23 protein-coding genes and 1 tRNA gene are annotated in these 17,504 nt (G+C 69.4%); 18 read left to right on the top strand and 6 right to left on the bottom strand.

Features of this window, described 5'->3' with window-relative positions:
• Window positions 1-42 precede the first annotated feature (42 nt).
• The 5 genes from NOV86_RS08100 to NOV86_RS08080 all read left to right on the top strand — a co-directional run bounded on the left by NOV86_RS08100 (window position 43) and on the right by NOV86_RS08080 (window position 3,032).
• Window positions 43-1,002 carry a hypothetical protein gene (locus NOV86_RS08100; protein ID WP_267640835.1) on the top strand — a complete coding sequence of 320 codons (960 nt, stop codon included), beginning with the start codon at window positions 43-45 and terminating at the stop codon, window positions 1,000-1,002.
• A gap of 66 nt (window positions 1,003-1,068) precedes the next feature.
• Window positions 1,069-1,141: transfer RNA gene (locus tag NOV86_RS08095), tRNA-Pro, on the top strand.
• 241 nt (window positions 1,142-1,382) lie between these two features.
• A complete protein-coding gene (locus NOV86_RS08090) occupies window positions 1,383-1,553 on the top strand; it encodes a hypothetical protein (protein ID WP_267640834.1) in 171 nt (56 codons plus the stop codon).
• 88 nt (window positions 1,554-1,641) lie between these two features.
• Window positions 1,642-2,376, top strand: coding sequence for a profilin-fold protein (locus tag NOV86_RS08085; RefSeq protein ID WP_267640833.1), 735 nt, complete (start codon window positions 1,642-1,644; stop codon window positions 2,374-2,376).
• A 140-nt stretch (window positions 2,377-2,516) separates the two neighbouring features.
• The gene (locus tag NOV86_RS08080) at window positions 2,517-3,032 is read left to right on the top strand and encodes a P-loop nucleotide/nucleoside kinase family protein (RefSeq protein WP_267640832.1); all 516 of its coding nucleotides are present in this window, start codon (window positions 2,517-2,519) and stop codon (window positions 3,030-3,032) included.
• A 56-nt stretch (window positions 3,033-3,088) separates the two neighbouring features.
• Here NOV86_RS08080 and NOV86_RS08075 read toward each other — a convergent pair whose 3' ends face one another.
• Window positions 3,089-3,856: a hypothetical protein gene (locus NOV86_RS08075; RefSeq protein WP_267640831.1), complete on the bottom strand. Its 768-nt coding sequence runs from the start codon at window positions 3,854-3,856 to the stop codon at window positions 3,089-3,091.
• Window positions 3,857-4,044: 188 nt separating this feature from the next.
• Here NOV86_RS08075 and NOV86_RS08070 point away from each other — a divergent pair, with 188 nt between their 5' ends.
• Window positions 4,045-4,353, top strand: a complete 309-nt coding sequence (locus NOV86_RS08070; RefSeq protein WP_267640830.1) for a hypothetical protein — start codon at window positions 4,045-4,047, stop codon at window positions 4,351-4,353.
• On the opposite strand, the gene NOV86_RS08065 is transcribed toward NOV86_RS08070, so the two are convergent.
• The gene (locus NOV86_RS08065) at window positions 4,334-6,112 is read right to left on the bottom strand and encodes a histidine kinase N-terminal 7TM domain-containing protein (protein WP_267640829.1); all 1,779 of its coding nucleotides are present in this window, start codon (window positions 6,110-6,112) and stop codon (window positions 4,334-4,336) included. The two genes, NOV86_RS08070 and NOV86_RS08065, sit on opposite strands and share 20 nt — an antisense overlap.
• Before the next feature lie 162 nt (window positions 6,113-6,274).
• Here NOV86_RS08065 and NOV86_RS08060 point away from each other — a divergent pair, with 162 nt between their 5' ends.
• Together NOV86_RS08060 and NOV86_RS08055 are read left to right on the top strand one after the other, a co-directional pair.
• Complete coding sequence (locus NOV86_RS08060) at window positions 6,275-7,255, top strand: ABC transporter ATP-binding protein (RefSeq protein ID WP_267640828.1); 981 nt, start codon at window positions 6,275-6,277, stop codon at window positions 7,253-7,255.
• Window positions 7,252-8,049 carry an ABC transporter permease gene (locus NOV86_RS08055; protein ID WP_267640827.1) on the top strand — a complete coding sequence of 266 codons (798 nt, stop codon included), beginning with the start codon at window positions 7,252-7,254 and terminating at the stop codon, window positions 8,047-8,049. The genes NOV86_RS08060 and NOV86_RS08055 overlap by 4 nt, the downstream gene beginning before the upstream one ends.
• Window positions 8,050-8,074: 25 nt before the next feature.
• Here NOV86_RS08055 and NOV86_RS08050 read toward each other — a convergent pair whose 3' ends face one another.
• Complete coding sequence (locus tag NOV86_RS08050) at window positions 8,075-8,377, bottom strand: hypothetical protein (RefSeq protein ID WP_267640826.1); 303 nt, start codon at window positions 8,375-8,377, stop codon at window positions 8,075-8,077.
• 128 nt (window positions 8,378-8,505) lie between these two features.
• Between NOV86_RS08050 and NOV86_RS08045 the strand changes: the two genes are divergently transcribed.
• The 7 genes from NOV86_RS08045 (at window position 8,506) to NOV86_RS08015 (ending at window position 14,658) form a co-directional block, all read left to right on the top strand.
• Window positions 8,506-9,399 carry an alpha/beta fold hydrolase gene (locus tag NOV86_RS08045; RefSeq protein WP_267640825.1) on the top strand — a complete coding sequence of 298 codons (894 nt, stop codon included), beginning with the start codon at window positions 8,506-8,508 and terminating at the stop codon, window positions 9,397-9,399.
• Between the two features lie 24 nt (window positions 9,400-9,423).
• Window positions 9,424-9,579, top strand: coding sequence for a C2H2-type zinc finger protein (locus NOV86_RS08040; protein WP_267640824.1), 156 nt, complete (start codon window positions 9,424-9,426; stop codon window positions 9,577-9,579).
• 35 nt (window positions 9,580-9,614) lie between these two features.
• Window positions 9,615-10,205, top strand: coding sequence for an NUDIX hydrolase (locus NOV86_RS08035; protein ID WP_267640823.1), 591 nt, complete (start codon window positions 9,615-9,617; stop codon window positions 10,203-10,205).
• A 194-nt stretch (window positions 10,206-10,399) separates the two neighbouring features.
• Window positions 10,400-10,591 carry a hypothetical protein gene (locus NOV86_RS08030; protein ID WP_267640822.1) on the top strand — a complete coding sequence of 64 codons (192 nt, stop codon included), beginning with the start codon at window positions 10,400-10,402 and terminating at the stop codon, window positions 10,589-10,591.
• Between the two features lie 74 nt (window positions 10,592-10,665).
• Entirely contained in the window at window positions 10,666-12,144 is a 1,479-nt protein-coding gene (gene tgtA, locus NOV86_RS08025) for a tRNA guanosine(15) transglycosylase TgtA (RefSeq protein WP_267640821.1), read from the top strand.
• 318 nt (window positions 12,145-12,462) lie between these two features.
• Window positions 12,463-14,214 carry an archaeosine synthase subunit alpha gene (gene arcS, locus NOV86_RS08020; RefSeq protein WP_267640820.1) on the top strand — a complete coding sequence of 584 codons (1,752 nt, stop codon included), beginning with the start codon at window positions 12,463-12,465 and terminating at the stop codon, window positions 14,212-14,214.
• A gap of 57 nt (window positions 14,215-14,271) precedes the next feature.
• Window positions 14,272-14,658 carry a DUF7971 family protein gene (locus tag NOV86_RS08015; RefSeq protein WP_267640819.1) on the top strand — a complete coding sequence of 129 codons (387 nt, stop codon included), beginning with the start codon at window positions 14,272-14,274 and terminating at the stop codon, window positions 14,656-14,658.
• A gap of 3 nt (window positions 14,659-14,661) precedes the next feature.
• On the opposite strand, the gene NOV86_RS08010 is transcribed toward NOV86_RS08015, so the two are convergent.
• A complete protein-coding gene (locus NOV86_RS08010) occupies window positions 14,662-15,402 on the bottom strand; it encodes a GTP cyclohydrolase IIa (protein WP_267640818.1) in 741 nt (246 codons plus the stop codon).
• Between the two features lies 1 nt (window position 15,403).
• Window positions 15,404-15,991: a riboflavin synthase gene (locus NOV86_RS08005; RefSeq protein ID WP_267640817.1), complete on the bottom strand. Its 588-nt coding sequence runs from the start codon at window positions 15,989-15,991 to the stop codon at window positions 15,404-15,406.
• Window positions 15,992-16,115: 124 nt separating this feature from the next.
• Between NOV86_RS08005 and NOV86_RS08000 the strand changes: the two genes are divergently transcribed.
• The 3 genes from NOV86_RS08000 to NOV86_RS07990 are packed head-to-tail and all read left to right on the top strand — an operon-like array spanning window position 16,116 to window position 17,096.
• Window positions 16,116-16,394 (top strand): ubiquitin-like small modifier protein 1, encoded by a 279-nt coding sequence (locus NOV86_RS08000; protein WP_267640816.1) that lies wholly within the window; start codon window positions 16,116-16,118, stop codon window positions 16,392-16,394.
• Window positions 16,394-16,648: a MoaD-like domain-containing protein gene (locus tag NOV86_RS07995; RefSeq protein WP_267640815.1), complete on the top strand. Its 255-nt coding sequence runs from the start codon at window positions 16,394-16,396 to the stop codon at window positions 16,646-16,648. The genes NOV86_RS08000 and NOV86_RS07995 overlap by 1 nt, the downstream gene beginning before the upstream one ends.
• Before the next feature lies 1 nt (window position 16,649).
• Window positions 16,650-17,096 (top strand): DUF8048 family protein, encoded by a 447-nt coding sequence (locus NOV86_RS07990; RefSeq protein WP_267640814.1) that lies wholly within the window; start codon window positions 16,650-16,652, stop codon window positions 17,094-17,096.
• Here the strand turns inward: NOV86_RS07990 and NOV86_RS07985 are convergent.
• The gene (locus tag NOV86_RS07985) at window positions 17,078-17,494 is read right to left on the bottom strand and encodes a GIY-YIG nuclease family protein (RefSeq protein WP_267640813.1); all 417 of its coding nucleotides are present in this window, start codon (window positions 17,492-17,494) and stop codon (window positions 17,078-17,080) included. The genes NOV86_RS07990 and NOV86_RS07985 overlap by 19 nt on opposite strands.
• Between the last annotated feature and the right edge of the window lie 10 nt (window positions 17,495-17,504).

Here is a 17,504-nt window from a genome sequence, read left to right as displayed (position 1 = left end):
TAACGGTCGAAATTAAGTGGCCGGCGGGGGAGGTGAGAGACGATGACCGAACGCGATTCCCTCCAGACCTGTACCTTCTGCGAGCGGCCCGTCTCCCGAGACGACCTGCACTCGCTGTGTCACCGCCGCGTCGACCTCGCGACCGACGCCGACGCCGTCACCGAGCGCCTCGCCTGCGAGCACTGCTTCGGCGAGATAACGGAACTCACGGACGACATGACCGCCCACGACGTGGACGTGACCGACCCCGACTCCCTCGCGGGGGTCGAGGCCTGTAGCTTCTGCACCGACGCCTTCGGCGACGACGACAGCCTCGAACTGCTGGCCGTCGACGACACCTGCTACCTGCTGTGTGCGGACTGCGCCGGCGTCTTCGACCAGTTCGTGGCGAACGTCCCAGAGACCGAACCCGAACCGGCAACCGACGTGGCGACGCCCGTCCCGGCCGGCGACGGTGGCGACGTCGACCCCATCGAGGCGGTCGACGACGCCGACGCCGAGGACCCCGGCGCGGACGCGGGTGAGGAAGCCGACCCGGCCGAGGACGTGACCGTCGGAGCCACCGCCGGGGGCGACGACGGGTCGGACGCGACAGACGAGACCACCTCCGAGGTCGACGCCACGGCCGAGATGGACGACGACGGCCCCGAGGCCCTCCACGACGCCGGGCAGGCCGCCGAGGCGGTCGCGGCCGCCGACGGCTCCGACCTGAAGAACGTCCTCGACTCCGGGCTGGACGACGTTGCGGAGGGCGACGAGATCCGCTTCGACATCCGGCGGGAGTCCCGCGACGGCGACGCCGAGATATCGACCGTCGACGGCGTCGTCACCCGCGCCGAGACCAGCTACATCGGCGGCTCCACCGCCTACGTCCACGGCGACGACGGCGCGGAGTACCGCCTCGAATCCAGTTTCTCCTCGGAGGCCGTCCGCGTCTCGACGGTCGACGGCCACGACCTCGAGTTCCGCGGTCACCTCGACGCCCTCGTCCGACTGGCGTGAGAACGGTCGGCGTACCGTCGTCCGATTCGGAAGCGTTAAAAGTAATCGCGGCGTTGTTTGGCATGCGGGCCGGTGGGGTAGCTTGGTATCCTTCGGCCTTCGGGTGGCCGTAACCGCGATTCAAATTCGCGCCGGCCCACTTCTCCCGCACTCAACCCGGTGAGCACCGCGTAGCGTGTGCGAACGACGTCCGAGTGCGGCACATGGAGGACGCGGGAATTTGAATCCAGCAAGTCGCAGCACCGAGCGGAGCGAGGTGACCGTCTTGCGACGATTCAGTATTCGCGCCGGCCCACTTCTCCCGCATTTCACGCTTCGTGAGCACCTGCTCTCGGCACGCAGTCCGGTCACTTATCACTCGGCCCCGTATACGGCGAGGCATGATTCCCCTCCAGCTGTTCGGAATCAATCCGCTCATCGAGCTGGCACTGATCCTGGTGGTGTCGGTGCTGACGGTCGCGTTCGGGACGTACATGGGCGTCCTCATGGCGCTCCGGTCGTTCTTCGGAGCCCAGTCGGGGGAGGTCGCTCTGGGCTCCGAGACGGAGTAAGGCCGACCCGAGTGCAGTCGGGGGACCGAATCGGTGGCACCAGCACGACATGCCACCCCTTATCCTCTCCCGGTCCCTCGCACCACCAATGACCGAGGAACTCGACTTCGACCTTCTCTCTGCCGACGAGACCACCAGACGACGCGACGAGGTGGTCGCCGCGGTGAAGGACCACGCCGGCCAGATCGCCCGCGAACTCGCGCTCCTGCAGGGCGGCGACTACGGGCAGGAGACGTTCTCCACGAGGAAGGGCAAGTGGACGCTGAAGTACGAGGGTGGCGGGTTGCAGTACCTCCGCTTCAAGGGGAAGTCGGGCGGCGAGATATACGTCGTCTCGACCAAGCAGCCGCCCGAGCCGGGCGACCTGGCGACCGCGATGCGGGACTACGACGCCTTCGTCGAATCCTACAACGAGCACGTCCGGTCCCTCGACGGGGTGCTGGACGACGTGGAGACGGACTTCCCGGCCGTCGAGACGACGGAGTCGGTGGTGGCCGAGCGCGACCGCATCCTCGGACGCATCCGCGAGGTGTGTGACACCATCTGCGGCGAGTTGCACCGCTACGACGGGACCGACTACGGGACCTTCCGGGCGACCGTCTCGGGGACGCGCTGGGAACTCAAGCGCGAGGAGCACCGGGCGTCGTACCTCCGGGTGGGCGGCGAGGGCGGTATCTACCTGCTGTCGCAGTACGAGGCGCCGTCGGCCCCGGACGTGCGGGAGCTGACCGAGGCGTTCGTCGGGTTCGTGGAGGCGTACAACGAGCACGTCGCGGACCTGGAGGCGAACCTGTCGCAGGTGTCGCTGGACGGGAGCGACTGACCGGGGCGCCCGCCGGCCGCGACCTGTTTTCCGTAGATTCATGTCGGGGACGGACCACGGTGAAGGCAACCAGTGATGGCTCGGACACCAGGGCGCGGTCGAGACACGGGGCCGCACCGACGGCGACCGGCGGTGGAGACATGCTAGCGGTGGTCTGTGGCCTGCCCGGTGCAGGCAAGACGACGGTGGCGGAGGACGTGGCCGACCGGACCGGCGGCACCCTCCTCCGGACCGACGTGGTGCGCAAGGACCTGCTCGAGGACCCGGACTACACCGAGGTCGAGTCCTACATGGTGTACGAGGGGCTGTTCGAGCGGGCGAAGGCGCTGCTGGACGAGGGCGAGACGGTCGTCCTCGACGGGACGTTCCAGCGCCGGGGCGACCGCGTCCGGGCGAAGGCCATCGCCCGGCTGGTCGGCGCTCGCTTCGAACTGGTCCGGGTCGTGTGCGACGAGGCGGTCGTCCGGGAGCGCATCGCCGCCCGCGAGGGCGACGAGAGCGACGCCGACTTCGAGGTGCACCAGCACTTCCGCGAGGTCTTCGACGAGGTGACGATGGACCACGCGAGGGTCGACAACTCGGGGTCGCTCGCGGCGACCGAGGACCAGGTCGACGCGGTGTTCGCGGCGCGGTTCACGCCCGCGGTTGAGCCGTAGGACGGGTCGCGACCCTGGCACCGGCCGCTGCTGAAAATCGAGTTCTCGGGGACGGTTCAGAGCAGTCCATCCAGCGGCGACTCCGGTTCGTCCGCCGGTTCGGGTGCTGCCGTCTCCGGCGTTATCGCCAGCGTGTTGAGGAACATGCTGGCGGCGGCCGCGTCGCGGTCGTCGACGATGGTGACGGCGGCTGCGACCGTCCCCGGCGCGTTCGCCGGCTTCGCGATGAACTTCAGGACGAGGTCGTCCGTCCCGCCGCAGTTCCCGTGGATGGTGACGACGCCCGCGAGCCCCTGGTCGTTGGTGAACGGGATCTGCTCCCCGGAGAGCTGACAGTTCAGCGGGTAGTCACCGAGTTGCTGGCTGAGCTGTGCCGGGTCGACCTCGGTGGTCGGCATGTACAGGACGACGGCCCCTGGCTTCGTGATCTGGGACTGTGCCGATTCGAAGGACGCGGAGAACGTCGCGAGCTCGGACGAGACGACGAGGCTCAACTCGGTGTCCGGGCTCCCGACGGTCACCGCCTGCCCCCACTCTGTCGGGACCTGCGCGCTGATGACGCCGTGGTCGTCGGAGACCGTCTGGAAGCCGGTGTACGCCGAGGGCTCTTCGCTGGCACCGGTCGGCGGTGTCCCGTACTGCGATATCGGGGCGGCACGGGCGAGCGGCGCGTGCAGGATGGCTGCACCGAGTGCGGCTACGCCCGCGAGGACGGTGCGACGGCCACAGGACCGGCGGTTGTCGGTCGCGGCGTGGCGGCGGTCGGCTTCGGCATGACGGCTGTGTGGCGACGATTCTGGCGCGGTGGTGTCGGTCGGTGTCATTGACTCTCCCCCAGGTGTGCTAGTTACTAGCAGGGAAGGTAGGCCAGCCACCGGCATAACGCGCCCCCTGATTTCCGGCACCCGTCGCCGACCTGACCCCTCGAACCGGTGGGTGGTTGGGCGCCGTCGTGCCCGGTCGGCGGGGGGCTTCCCGTAACGCTTTGCCCGGCGCGGCACGAACCTGCCGTATGGACATCTCGTCAGCGTACCCGGTCAGGGTCCACTTCCGGGACGGGACCGTCGAGGAGTTCCTGGTGGTCGTCCGCGTCGCCGGCGCGGACTGGCTGGCGGCGTTCCGTGCCGAGTCGGACCACGACGACCTCGACCGACCGACGAAGTTCGTCGTCGGTGCGGACGCCGTGAAGTACATCGAGGCGACCGACGCCCGGCGCCACCACGGGTACGACGCCCACGTCTACCACCAGCAGGACATCGAGGACGTGGGGACGTACGTCGAACTCGCCTGCGAGGACCTCGTCAGCGACGGGACGGGTTGACGACGAACTCGAAGCGGGCACCCGAGGTGGCGGGCGAGTCCGTCGCCCCGGTGTCCGTGACCGTGACCGTCCAGCCGTGGGCCTCGGCGACCTTCTCGACGATGGCCAGCCCGAGGCCCGTGCCGTTGCCGCCGGAGTAGCCAGAGTCGAACACCGACTCGCGCTCGTCGGCGGGGATGCCAGCACCGTCGTCCTCGACGTAGAACCCGGCGAACCGACCGGTCCCCGCCGTGTCTCCGTCCCCTCCGTCTCCCCCATCCCCGTCCGTCAGCGCCCGTGAGAGGGAGCCGACCCGGACGGTGACGGGGCCGTCGTTGTGCTCGACGGCGTTGCGGAAGAGGTTCTCGAACAGTTGCTGGAGTCGCTGGCGGTCCGCCCGGATGGTCCCGGCCGGCTCGACCTCGACGGTGGAGTCGCCGGTGTCGACGACGGCCCAGGCGTCGGTCGCCACCCCGTCGAGGGCGACGGGTCGAATCGCGCCGGTGTTCGCACCCTCCCGGGCGAGCGTGAGCAGGTCGTCGACGATGCGTTCCATCCGGTCGTGGGACTCCTCGATGGCGACGAAGTGCTCGTCGTCGCCGGTCTCCCGGGCGAGTTCCAGCCGGCCGCTGGCGACGTTCAGCGGGTTGCGCAGGTCGTGACTGACGACGCTCGCGAACTCGTCGAGGCGGTCGTTGGTCCGCTGGAGCTCGGCGTTCGCCCGTTCGAGGTCGCGCTCGCGCGCCTTCTGCCGGGTGATGTCGTGGAACATCGCGATGGTCCCCACCGGCTGGCCCCGGCCGCCGGTGAGCCCGGAGAGTCGGAGCGCGAAGTGGCGGCGCTCGCCGTCCGTGTCGAGTTCGACCTCGCCGACCCGGCCGTCGCGGTTGGCCTCCCCGACCAGGCGCTCGTACCCGGGGAAGACGTCGGTGACGGCCGCACCGATGAGGGCGGCGTCCTCGCGCCCGAACAGGTCGTGGGCCGCGTCGTTCGCGTCCACGATGCGCTCACCCCGGTCGACGACCAGTACGGCATCGTCGAGGTTCGCCACGACCCGGTCGTGGGCGACGGGTACCAGGTCGAGCAGCCGGAAGCGGTAGAGCCCGGCCGTGAACGCGACCCCTGTGAGCACGAACGCCAGTGGCGTCAGGTCGAGCGGCGTCACCGAGAACAGCGCGAGGACGTTCGTGACCCAGGGGAGGCCGACGCCGACAAGCACCACGAACCCCTGGAGGCGGTACAGCGACCGGGTCTGGAGCAGGAGCTGGACGAGCAGGACGGTCCCGACGAACAGGAGCGCGTAACTGAACAGTGCGTGGGCGAACGCGCCGGCGTGCGGGGTCGCGGTCGCGACGGTCATCGGTGCCAGCCCGAGGACCTCGACCGAGACGAGCCGTGGCTCGCCCCAGAGGAGCTCGTGGCTCCGGTTCGTCACGAGCAGGAGCATGGCGAGCAGCGGTTCGAGCAGCAGGGCGGCGAGGACCCGCTGGGTCCGGTCGTCGTCCCGGCCGGTGAACTCCAGGGCGAACGCGAGCCACGCGACCGGGATGACGACGACGCCGAGCCACTGGAGGTCCGCCCAGAGGAGTTTCCGCCATCCGACGGTCGCCTCGACCTCCAGCGCGTGGAAGACCAGCCACTCGGTCACCCCGGTCATCATCACCGCCAGTGGGGTCGCACCCGCCGCTGGTCGGTACTGCCAGGCACGGACCGCGACGCCGGCGGCTGCCACTGCTCCGAGGACGAGGGCGAGCGTGTACGGGTGTAACTCGATGACCATCGTGGGTCTGTCTCTCTCTCCCCCTCTCGACGCGACGTTTATGACACAGGGCTTTATCTCTCATGGCTGTATCGCAACACCTCGGCCGGCCGGACTGTCGGGCGCGCGAGTACGTCGCCGGATGCAACACCCTTAACCGGCGACTCGGCCGACCCTTCACCGATGACACACGCCATCGAGGTCACCGACCTCGTGAAGGAGTACGGGTCGTTGCGCGCCCTCGACGGCCTCTCCCTGCAGGTCGAGGAGGGTGAGTTCTTCGGGCTGCTCGGGCCGAACGGGGCCGGCAAGACCACGTTCATCAACATCCTCGTCGGCCTCGCCCGGAAGACCTCGGGCGAGGCGCGGGTGTTCGGCTACGACGTGGTCGAGGACTACCGGCAGGCCCGCGACGCCATCGGGCTGGCTCCACAGGAGTTCAACGTCGACCGCTTCTTCCCCATCGAGGAGGTGCTGGTCCACAAGGCGGGCTACCACGGCATCCCCGAGGACGAGGCGCTCGACCGGGCCCACGAGGCCCTGAAGCGGGTCGGCATCTACGACAAGCGCAAGGAGCGCTTCGACTGGCTCTCGGGCGGGATGAAGCGCCGGCTGTTGCTCGCCCGGGCGCTCGTCACCGACCCGGACCTGCTCATCCTCGACGAGCCGACGGCCGGGGTCGACGTGCAGTTGCGCCACGACCTCTGGGAGGTCGTCTCCGAGCTGAACGACAACGGGACGACCGTCCTGCTGACGACCCACTACATCGAGGAGGCCGAACGCCTCTGTGACCGGGTCGCCATCGTCAACGAGGGCTCGAAGGTCGAGGTGTCGACGCCGGACGAACTCATGCGCCGGGGGACCGACACCATCACCGTCACGCTGCGTGACCCGCCCGCGGTGGCTCCAGAACTCAACGGGACGCTCGACCGCGTCGAGTCCGTGGAACTGGACGGCGACCGGCTGCTCGTCCGGGCCACCAACGGCGGCGCCGTGACACCCGCCCTGCTGAACGAACTGGAGGCGATGGGCCACGACATCGTGAACCTCGACATCTCGCGGACCTCGCTGGAGGAGATCTTCGTCGAGATGACCGGAGAGGGGCGCGAACGCGGCAGGGGCGACCGCGAATCGGCCGACGCCGCCACGGGTGATGCCCGATGATCGGCCTCGAAACCGGGACGTGGGCGCTCACGAAGCGCGAGATCCTCCGGTACGTCCGCCGGCCGCGCAACACGTTCCTCCCGCCCTTCATCAACAACGTGCTCTACTTCGCGGTGTTCGGGGTCATCCTCGGCAGTCGCATCGGCGAGTACGCCGGCGGTATCCCCTACATCACGTTCGTCCTGCCGGGGCTGGTCGTGCTCGGGGCCATCTCGAACGGCTTCGAGAACGCCTCGTTCAGCATCTTCCACGGGCGCTGGAACGAGTACATCCACGAGGTGCTGACCTCACCACTCTCGTACAGACAACTGGCGTTCGCCTACGTCGCCGCCAGCGCTCTCCGCGGCGTCCTCGTCGGCGTCATCATCGCCGTCATCGGCGTCGTGTTCACCATCGCGAATCCGAACTACGGGATGGTCACGGTCGCCCACCCGGCCTACCTCGTGGTCTCCCTCATCACGGTTGCCGCACTGTTCGCCTGCTTCGGCATCCTCGGCGGGCTCTGGGCGCGTGACTTCGACTACCTCACCGTCCTCAACCAGTTCATCATCCGGCCGCTGGTGTTCTTCGGCGGCGTCTTCTACCCGCTCGCCGCGCTGGAGGGGACCGGCATCTGGTACGACCTCTCGTTCCTGAACCCGATGGTCTACATGGTGAACGCGGTCCGCTTCGGCTTCCTCGACTTCGCCGAGGTCGACCCCGCCCTCTCGCTCGGCGTCCTGCTGGCCATCACGGCCGTCGTCTTCACGGTCGACGTGCTGTTGCTCAAGCGCGGGTACGGCCTGATGGACTAGCGGGCACGGTCGGGGTCGCTGCCCGCTAGCTGGCTGTGAGCGACAGGGAGAGCAGCCACGTCGTGAGGGCCACCACGAGTACCCCCAGTCCGAGCATGACGTACGCGAGGACGCCCCGCGCCCGCCTGACGAAGGGGTTCAGTGCCGGTTCCCGGGTCCGCCAGTGTCGCCACACGATGCCCGCGAAGACCGGCGACAGACCGACGAAGAGCAGTCCGACGGAGAGCATGCCGGTCTGGTCTGCCGCTAGCAGGACGCTCAGGCCGGCGAAGAGGAGGCTGACGGCGATACAGACCCCGGCCGCGGTCTCGAGCTGGCTCGTCTTCACGGTCTCCTTCTTGAAAGATTGCTGTCTGGTAGCGGATGAATCTACCGGTGGTGGTGGCGCCGTCTTACCGGCCGGGACCGGGCGTGTGTACCACCCGACTTTTCTTCCGCCCGGCGTCAGTCCACCGTATGACCGCCGACTGGACCCACGGCCAGACCATCGTGAACGACGTGCGCCTCCACTACGTCGAAGCCGGGGACCCCGCCGACCCGACCGTCGTCCTCGTCCACGGCTTCCCCGAGTTCTGGTACTCTTGGCGCAACCAGCTCCCCGCGCTCGCCGAGGCGGGCTACCACGTCGTCGCGCCGGACATGCGGGGCTACAACCGCTCGGAGAAGCCCCATGGCGTGGCGGCCTACCGCATCACCGAACTCTCGGCCGACGTCGCCGACCTCTGCCGCGAGTTCGACGCGCCGGTCCACCTCGTCGGCCACGACTGGGGCGGTGGCGTGGTCTGGGACGTGGCGGCCCGGACGCCCGAGGTCGTCGAGACGCTGACCGTGATGAACGCCCCGCACCCGGCCCGGTTCGAGGAGGTCCTTCGCAGCAGTGCGGACCAGCGCAAGCGCTCGTGGTACATGCTCTTCTTCCAGCTCCCGTGGCTCCCCGAGCGGGTCGTGACCGCGCTGAACTGCCGGCCCATCGACCGGATGCTCCGCGAGGGGACCGTCACGCCCGGCGCGTTCACCGAGGAGGACGTGGCCCGGTACAGGGAGGCGTTCCAGCGTCCCGGCGCCGCGACCTCGGCCATCAACTACTACCGGTCGGTGTTCCGCGAGGGCGCGAAGGACAGGATTCCGTTCGTCTCCGCAGCGACCGCCGAGGCGGACGTGGACGTGCCGACCCTGCTGCTCTGGGGGGAGCAGGACGCCGCACTGGCACTCGAACTGACCGAGGGGCTGGAACGCTGGGTTCCCGACCTCGAGGTCGTCCGGCTCCCCGACGCGAGCCACTGGGTGCAGTTCGACGCCCCAGAGCGCGTCACCGAGGAACTCCTCGGATTCATCGGGGCACATCGCTAAACGCGACGCGGCCCTAGAGAGGGTATGGCACGCCACAACCGCTGCAACATCTGTGGGAAGGACTTCGACGAGGGCGGGAGCCTCAAGGAGCACGTGAAGCGCCGCCATCCCAAGGAGGACGTCCACTGGTGGGTCGTCGCCGAGAACCCGGAGAAGGAACTCCAGTTCGAGGGCCGATAGGGGACTTTTTCTACGCCACGGCCGAGCACTCGGGCATGAGCGACGAGCACGACGAGCGCGCCGACGACACAGAGCGCGACGACCCGCTGGCCTGGGAGACCACCGACTCCCGGGTCGGCTACGAATGTCCCGGCTTCGACATCGTCCACGACGAGGTCCGACTCCCCGACGGCACCGAGACGGACTTCGACTACCTCGACGAACCCCACGCCGTGGTCGTCCTGCCCTTCACCCGTGACGGCGACGTGGTCGTCATCGAGGAGTGGCGTCACGCCGTCGGCCGGGTCAACCGCGGCCTGCCAGCCGGCGGGGTCGAGGACCACGACGACGACCTCGCGCTCGCGGCCCACCGAGAACTCACCGAGGAGACCGGCTACGAGGCCGACCGGGTCGAACACCTCACGACGGTCGAGCCGGCCAACGGCATCGCCAACTCGGTCCACCACTACTACGTCGCCCACGGCTGCGAGGACGTCGACGGGCAGGACCTCGACTTCAACGAGTCCATCCGGGTCGACACGACGAGCTACGACGACCTGCTGGCGGCGGTCCAGGACGGCGACCTCCGCGACGGCCGCGCCGTCACCGCCCTCTGTTACTACGAACTGTTCGGCGACGACGCGTAGGCAGGGTTCAAATACGAGAGGGCGGCCAGCCCCGGCGTGGTCTGACCCTCGCCACCGGGCGGTCCGCGGGTGTGCGACGCCCCGCCCGGTGCCCTCACCTTCGAGCCTCGCGTCGCCTGTTCGCCAGCAATCCGGCCGACACCGTGGTAGCCGGTGGCACAGTGGTTATGTCGCCCCGGCGCCTAGACCTGCTCGTGACCGACTCGTTCCTCTCGTTCCGCCAGCAGGCCACCATCCGGTTCCTCGGCTTCCTCGTCCTGCTCGGCTACGGCTTCGTCGCCGGGGGCGGCCTCTGGTTCGCGGTCGCCGCCGCGGCGTCGGTCTACCTCGAGATGCGCCGGCCCGGCGTCCTCTGGCCCGGCCGCGACGAGCGACGGCGTCGGTGAGTCGGCGGTCTGTACTCCCGGAGAGCCGCGGCTAAACGACACCCTTACCCGAACTCCCCGGGTAGCCGGCCCCAATGAGAGAGCACTTCGAGCTTCGGGACGCCGACGCGGGCGGCCGCATCGGGGAGTTGACCGTCCCCCGGGCGGGCGTCACCGTCGAGACGCCGGCGCTGTTGCCGGTCATCAACCCGAACATCATCACCATCTCGCCGAAGCGGCTCGAGGAGGAGTTCGGCGCGGAGATCCTCATCACCAACTCCTACATCATCAAGACGACCGAGGACATCCGCGAGCAGGCGCTGGAGGACGGCCTGCACGACCTGCTGGACTTCGACGGTGCCATCATGACCGACTCGGGGAGCTTCCAGCTCGCCGAGTACGGCGAGATCGACACCACGACCGAGGAGATCCTCCAGTTCCAGCACGACATCGGGAGCGACATCGGGACGCCCGTGGACATCCCGACGCCGCCGGATGTCTCCCGCGAGCGGGCCGAAGAGGAACTCGCGACCACGCAGGAGCGCCTCGAGATCGCGGAGTCGGTCGAGGTGGGCGACATGCTCGTCAACGCGCCGGTACAGGGGTCGACCTACCCCGACCTGCGCGAGCAGGCGGGTGAGCACGCCGCCGCGACCGACCTCGACGTGTTCCCGGTCGGCGCGGTCGTCCCCCTGATGAACGACTACCGCTACGGCGACATGGTCGACGTGGTCGCCGGGGCGAAGCGCGGCCTCGACCAGGACTGTCCGGTCCACCTGTTCGGCGCCGGCCACCCGATGATGTTCGCGCTCGCGGTCGCCATGGGCTGTGACCTCTTCGACAGCGCCGCCTACGCGCTGTACGCCCGCGACGGTCGCTACCTCACGGTCCGGGGCACCGAACATCTGGCAGACCTCGACTACTTCCCGTGCTCCTGCCCGGTGTGTACCGAGTACACGCCGGCCGACCTGCGCGACCTGCCCGAGCGCGAGCAGGAGGAGGAACTCGCCGCGCACAACCTGCACGTCACCTTCGAGGAGATCCGCCGCATCAAGCAGGCCATCCGGCAGGGGAACCTGCTCGAACTCGTCGAGGAGCGCGCCCGGCCGCACCCGGCGATGCTCGACGGGCTGCGGGCGATGACCGACCACGCCGCGCAACTGGAGGAGACCGACCCGGTGTCGAAGGGCGCGTTCTTCTACCTCTCGAACGAGAGCGCCTACCGGCCCGAGGTGCTGCGTCACCAGGAGCGCCTGGACCGGCTCTCGCCCGCGGACGAGGTGCTCCTGACGACCGGCGAGCACTCGACGGCCTTCGACGAGTCCTGGAAGGTCGTGGCGCCGTTCGGACCGTTCCCGAAGGCGTTGCGCAACACCTACCCGCTGACCGCGGAGATCCCGGACCGGCTCGACCGCGACGCCTACGAGCAGGCCGCGAGGGGCGTGGCTCGGCTCGTGGACCTGAACCCGGACACCGACTTCACCCTCGCGCACGACGACTGGCCAGAGTCGGCGCTGGAGCTGGTGCCTGCGTCTGTCGAGACGCTCGACACCACGACCGAGCGACTGCCGTAGGAACCGTCAGGTATCGAAAGAAGGGGGAGTGGTTCGCGAAAGGGGGAGGGGGAATCGAGGAGTGGAGGGCCGACGCCCAGCGTCGACCCACCGGCGAGGGAATCAGCCAGCCTGCGAGCGTGCCAACGATGTCGTCTGTGGGAGTGCCCTCTGTCGTGGCCGCCAGCGACCAGCAGTCGTCGCCCGGGGTGCATCCATCCCGCTTGCACCCATCACGTCCTATCCGGGGGAGGGGAATCAGGTGTCACCTTCAGCCAGCCACCCTTTACGTAGGGACGGAAGGCAAGACTGTAGTCCGCCGGTCTCCGAGAACGTCCCATGACCGAGTACTTCGAGGTTCACGAGCGCGACGGGGCGGCCCGACGGGCGGAGCTCCGCCTGTCCGAGCCGGTCACGACGCCGGCGCTCGTGGACGACGTGGTCGCGGACGCCGGGAGCCTCTGGCCCGGCGAGCGCGAGCTGCCGGAGGGCGACGAGTCGACACTGACCATCCTGCCACACCGCGGCCTGCCGGCGGGGACCGCCGACGAGGTCCAGGACTCGTTCAAGGTGGACTACCCTGAAGTCGACTTCCCGAGCGCGGTCGTCGTCTCGACCGACACGGCCGAGGACCACGGCGCGGACGTGTACGTCCTCTCCGACGCCCAGGGGTCGGTCGGCCACGGGAAGGGCATGAAAGACGCCATCCTGGCCGTCAAGGACGCGATTCCGGACGATACCGGCCTCTACCTCTCCGGCGTCGCCACGCCCCGGAACGTCGCCGTCCTGGCCTACGCTGGCGTGGACATGTTCGACGAGAAGCAGGCCCGCGCGAAGGGCCTGAAGGGCGAGTACCTGACGACCGACGACCGGTACTTCCTCGAGGACCTCGACGAACTCCCCTGTGCCTGCCCGGCGTGTCAGACCACCCGCGAGGAGTTCGACCGGGCCGCCTGCGCCGAGCACAACGCGAACGCGCTCGCGGCCGAACTCTCGCGGGTCCGCCGGCGCATCCGCGACGGTCGCCTGCGCGACTACGTCGAGGGGCAGGCCCGCCAGGACCAGTGGCTCACGGCGCTGTTCCGCGAACTCGACCAGCAGTACGGCTACCTCGAGGCGCGCACGCCCATCTACCGCGAGGCCGACCTCGACGCGACCACCGAGGACACGCTCAAGCGCGTCGAGATCCAGCGCTTCGCGGACCGCGTGACCTCCCGGTACACCAACCGCTTCGACGGGCACCCGCTCGTGCTCGTGCCGTGTTCGGCCCGCAAGCCCTACAGCGAGTCCCAGAGCCACCGCCAGTACATGGAGGCGGTGAACTTCCGCGGGCACATGGTGTCGATGACCTCGCCCATCGGCGTCGTCCCGCAGGAACTGGAGACGACCTACCCGGCCCAGCACTACGACTCGGTCGTGACCGGGTCGTGGACCGCCGGCGAGCGCGAGTTCGTCTCGGCGGTCCTCCGCCGGTACCTCCAGCGCAACGACTACCCGCGGGTCGTCGCCCACCTGCCCGAGGACTACCGCCCCATCGTCGAGGCCGTCGAGGACGACGTGGAGCTGGACATCGAGTACACCGTCGAGGACCATCCGACCACGTCCGCGAGCCTCTCGAACCTGCGCGACGCCCTGGACGGGGAGCTCAAGTACTCCAAGCGCGAGCGTGAGCACAACACGGTCCGGGCCATCGCGGACTACCAGTTCGGCGACGGCGCGGGCGACACCGTGTTCGGCGACTTCCAGACGACGAGTCGCTACCCGAAGATCCAGGTCCGCGACCCGGAGGGGACCCAGCTCGCCACGCAGGTCCCGAACTACGGGACCCTGTCGCTGACGCTCGAAGGTGCGAAGCGCTGGGACGAGTCGGACGTGCCGACGAAGCGCGTCGAGATCGACGGCTTCGTGCCCCACGGGAGCGTCCTCGCGCCCGGCGTTATCGACGCCGACGAGGACATCCGCGTCGGCGACGAGGTCGTCATCGAGGGCCCGAAGGCCTTCGGCATCGGCCGCGCCCAGATGCACGGCGAGGCGATGGTCGAGAGCACGCGCGGCGAGGCGAGTTCGGTCCGCCACGTCGAGGAGACGTAACCCGTCGCTGTCGTCTCGCGGCGTGCCTTTTTGCCCGTCCACCCCGTTCCCCGCGGTATGGACCACGTGTCACTGGGTGTCCCACAGCAGATCCTCGACTCGCTCCCCGAAGACGGCGAACCCGCGTCCTCCGACATGCAGCGGGCAGTCGCCACCTGGGAGCAGCGCATCAACCGGGCCATCGACGAGGCCGAGACGGAGCGCGAGGCGGCGGCGTTCGTCGCCGACGCGGTCGAGCGCATGGAGGACCGTGTCGAGCGCTTCGACGACTTCGTGCCGGAGTTGCGCGCCTGGGGGCAGTCGCCGATCTACGCCATCGCCTGGCGGAACCTGAACGCCGACCTCATCCAGCAGCTGTACGAGCACGACGACGTGGCCGAGAACCTCGACCGCGAGCGCAACGCCCGGCTTGTCGAGGACGGTATCCGGCTCAGCGACCGGTAGGGCTCAGTCGCAGGCCGCCTCGACGACGGCCTGGGCTCGTTCTCGTCCCGTCTCCAGCGCGTGTTTGGCGGCGCCACCGGCCTCGCGAGCGGTCGCGCCGTGGCCGACGCCGACGCGCCAGCGGGTCCCGGTCCGTTCCAGCACCCGGTCGATGGTCGCCGAGAAGTCGGTCGTCCCGGGCGGACAGACCGCGATGGCGTTGTCGCCGCCGACGAAGAAGGTGAGCGCGTCGTGGCGGTCGTACATGTCGTCGGCCAGCGCGTCACAGCCCTGGCGGATGGCCCGATGCGCCGAGTAGGCGTCGTACCGGTCGGTGTAGTCGCCGGTCGCGTCGACCACGTCGAAGTGGGCGACGGTCAGGTCGCCGGTGTCGTCGCCGAACGAGCCACGGAGGGCCTCGCGGCGCTCGCCCTGTGCGCTCCCGGCGGCCTGGAGGGCCGTCGTCGCGTCGGCGATGGCGTCGGCGGGCGTCTCGGCGACGCCGACGCCACAGCTGAGGCTGACGGGGAAGCGGTTGCGAACGCGGGTCTGGAGGCGTTCGTGGCCCTCGCGGTCGAGGCCGTTCGTGACCGCGAGCATGTTGTCCCAGCGCGTCGGGAAGACGTAGCCGTCGACCGCATCGACGGCGCCGGCGACGGTCGCGTAGACGCGGGACTGGAGCGCCTGGAGGTCCATCTCGCGGCGGGGCTGGGGCGTGGTCGTCCACGGCCCGTAGTCGTCGAGCTGGAAGAGCGTCCACTGCATCTCAGGCCACCGCCTCCTGTCTGGCGACGTACTTCGCGACCGGGTCGGCTTCGAGGTTGACGGTGTCGCCGGGGCGGGTGTCACCCAGCGTCGTCCGCTCGGCGGTCGCCGGAATCACGGCGATGGTGACCGTGTCCGCGGTCGACTCGGCCACGGTCAGGCTCACGCCGTCGACGGTGATGGGCCCCTCGGTGACGAGGTAGCCCGCGAAGTCGGCCGGGACCGCGAGGGTGTAGCGCCACCCGGCGCCCGTCGACTCGACGCCGAGCACCTCGGTCGTCGTCTCCACGCACCCCCTGACGAGGTGGCCGTCGAGCGCGTCGCCGGCGCCCACGGGCGACTCCAGGTTCACCGCGTCGCCCGGGTCGAGGTCCCCGAGGGTGGTCTTCGCGAGCGTCGTCTCGGAACAGAACGCCTCGAACCAGCCGTCGCCGACGCGGTCGGCGGTGAGGCAGACGCCCTGCACGGCCACGCTGTCGCCCGGGTCGGGCGCGACGTGGCCGTCCGTCTCGATTCGTAGTCGATACCCCTCACGTTCGGGTCCGGCGGCGAGCACCGTCCCGGTACCCGCGACGAGTCCTGTGTACACGACGGCTGACACTCGCCACGCCTGTCAAGAATACGTTATGGTTCTCATTTCTGGAAAGGCCGGTCGTGCGGGGGCGAACTGGTTGCGGCGTGGTTTTATACGCGCTCGGGGACTCCTACCCATAATGAACGTCGAGTTGCGGTTCTTCGCTAACTTCCGCGAGGCGGTCGGCCAGAAGACCATCGCGCGGAGGTACGACGAATCCGACACCGTCGGTGACGTGCTGGCCGCGCTCGAAGCCGAGTTCGGGGGGCTGGAAGGCGAGCTCCTCGAGGACGGCGAGATTCGCCCACAGCTCAGCGTCCTGAAGAACGGGCGGGACGTGGTCCACATGGATGGCCCGGCGACCACCCTCGCGGACGGGGACACACTGTCCGTCTTCCCGCCGGTCGCAGGTGGCTGATGGTCCGAGAACGCGCGTGGCGCGGCATCTCCAAGCGCCTCGCCATCCACTACCTCACGAACCTGGGTGGCGAGCAGGTCGACGACGACATCGTCGCGGCCGACGACTGGCGTGCCAGCATCGCCAGCGACACGGTCGGCGTCGGGCCGACGCTCGAGATAACCGAGGTGACCGTCCGGTTCGAGGGCGACGACGACGTGCTCGACCCCCTCATCGAGCGCTTCGCCCAGAAAGCCATGCGGGCTGGTGGGTGAGATGGGAGGCTTCCCGATCGAGGGCCAGGTGCTCCTGGTCACGGCCGCCAAGGCGAGCGTCCCACCGAACCGGCTCCCCGAGCTGGTCGACCTCGTGCAGGCCGACCTGCGCCTGCGGGTCGACGACTACCGCGTCAGCTACGAGTGCATCCACGACTGCGACGAGTACGCGGCGTTCTTCGTCGAGTCCGGTCACTGGGACGACATCGGCGAGCGCCTCGGCTTCGACCGCCGGGACTACGAGGCGGTCCAGCGCGCCCACACCGAACAGCTGATGCGCCTCGGCCGGGAGACCGACCGCCGCGAGGAGTTCGACGCCGCCCTCGACATCCGGGAGTGCGTGCTCATCGGGAAGGACGGGCCGAGGTCGGGCGAGACGCTGGAGACGGCGACCGCCGAGGGCCCCGTCGAGGTGACCGAGCAGGCCGGTCACTCGACCGAGTCGTGAGCCGCCTGCACCTGCGTCTCGAGTGCGCGCCGGTCGGCGGCGCTCGCGAGGTGTGACTCGCAGTCGCAGTCCGAACAGCCGAACCCGGGAACCACGGCGTCGAGGCGTCGCGCGACCGCACACTCCACGTCGGCGTCGACCGACCGCACGTCGCCCCGGAGCGACACCGCCGGGTGGCCGAGCAGGTAGTCGACGTGCCAGTGTCGGGTGTCGCGCTCGCCGGTCGCGAGTTCGTAGTGGCGGTCGACCCGCGAGAACCCGCCGGGACCGAACGCACTGCCGGTGTAGGCGTACCAGCCCGCGTCGAGGGCGACCGGGCCGAGCGCGCCCACCTCGACGGTCACGTCGCGGGCCAGTTCGAGCAGGAGCGTGTAGGTGCCGCCGGTGCTGTCGCTCATTCGTACGGCT

It is taken from the genome of Haloarchaeobius amylolyticus (assembly GCF_026616195.1).
Lineage (GTDB): Archaea > Halobacteriota > Halobacteria > Halobacteriales > Natrialbaceae > Haloarchaeobius > Haloarchaeobius amylolyticus.
This window is presented reverse-complemented; position numbering and strand designations above follow the sequence as displayed.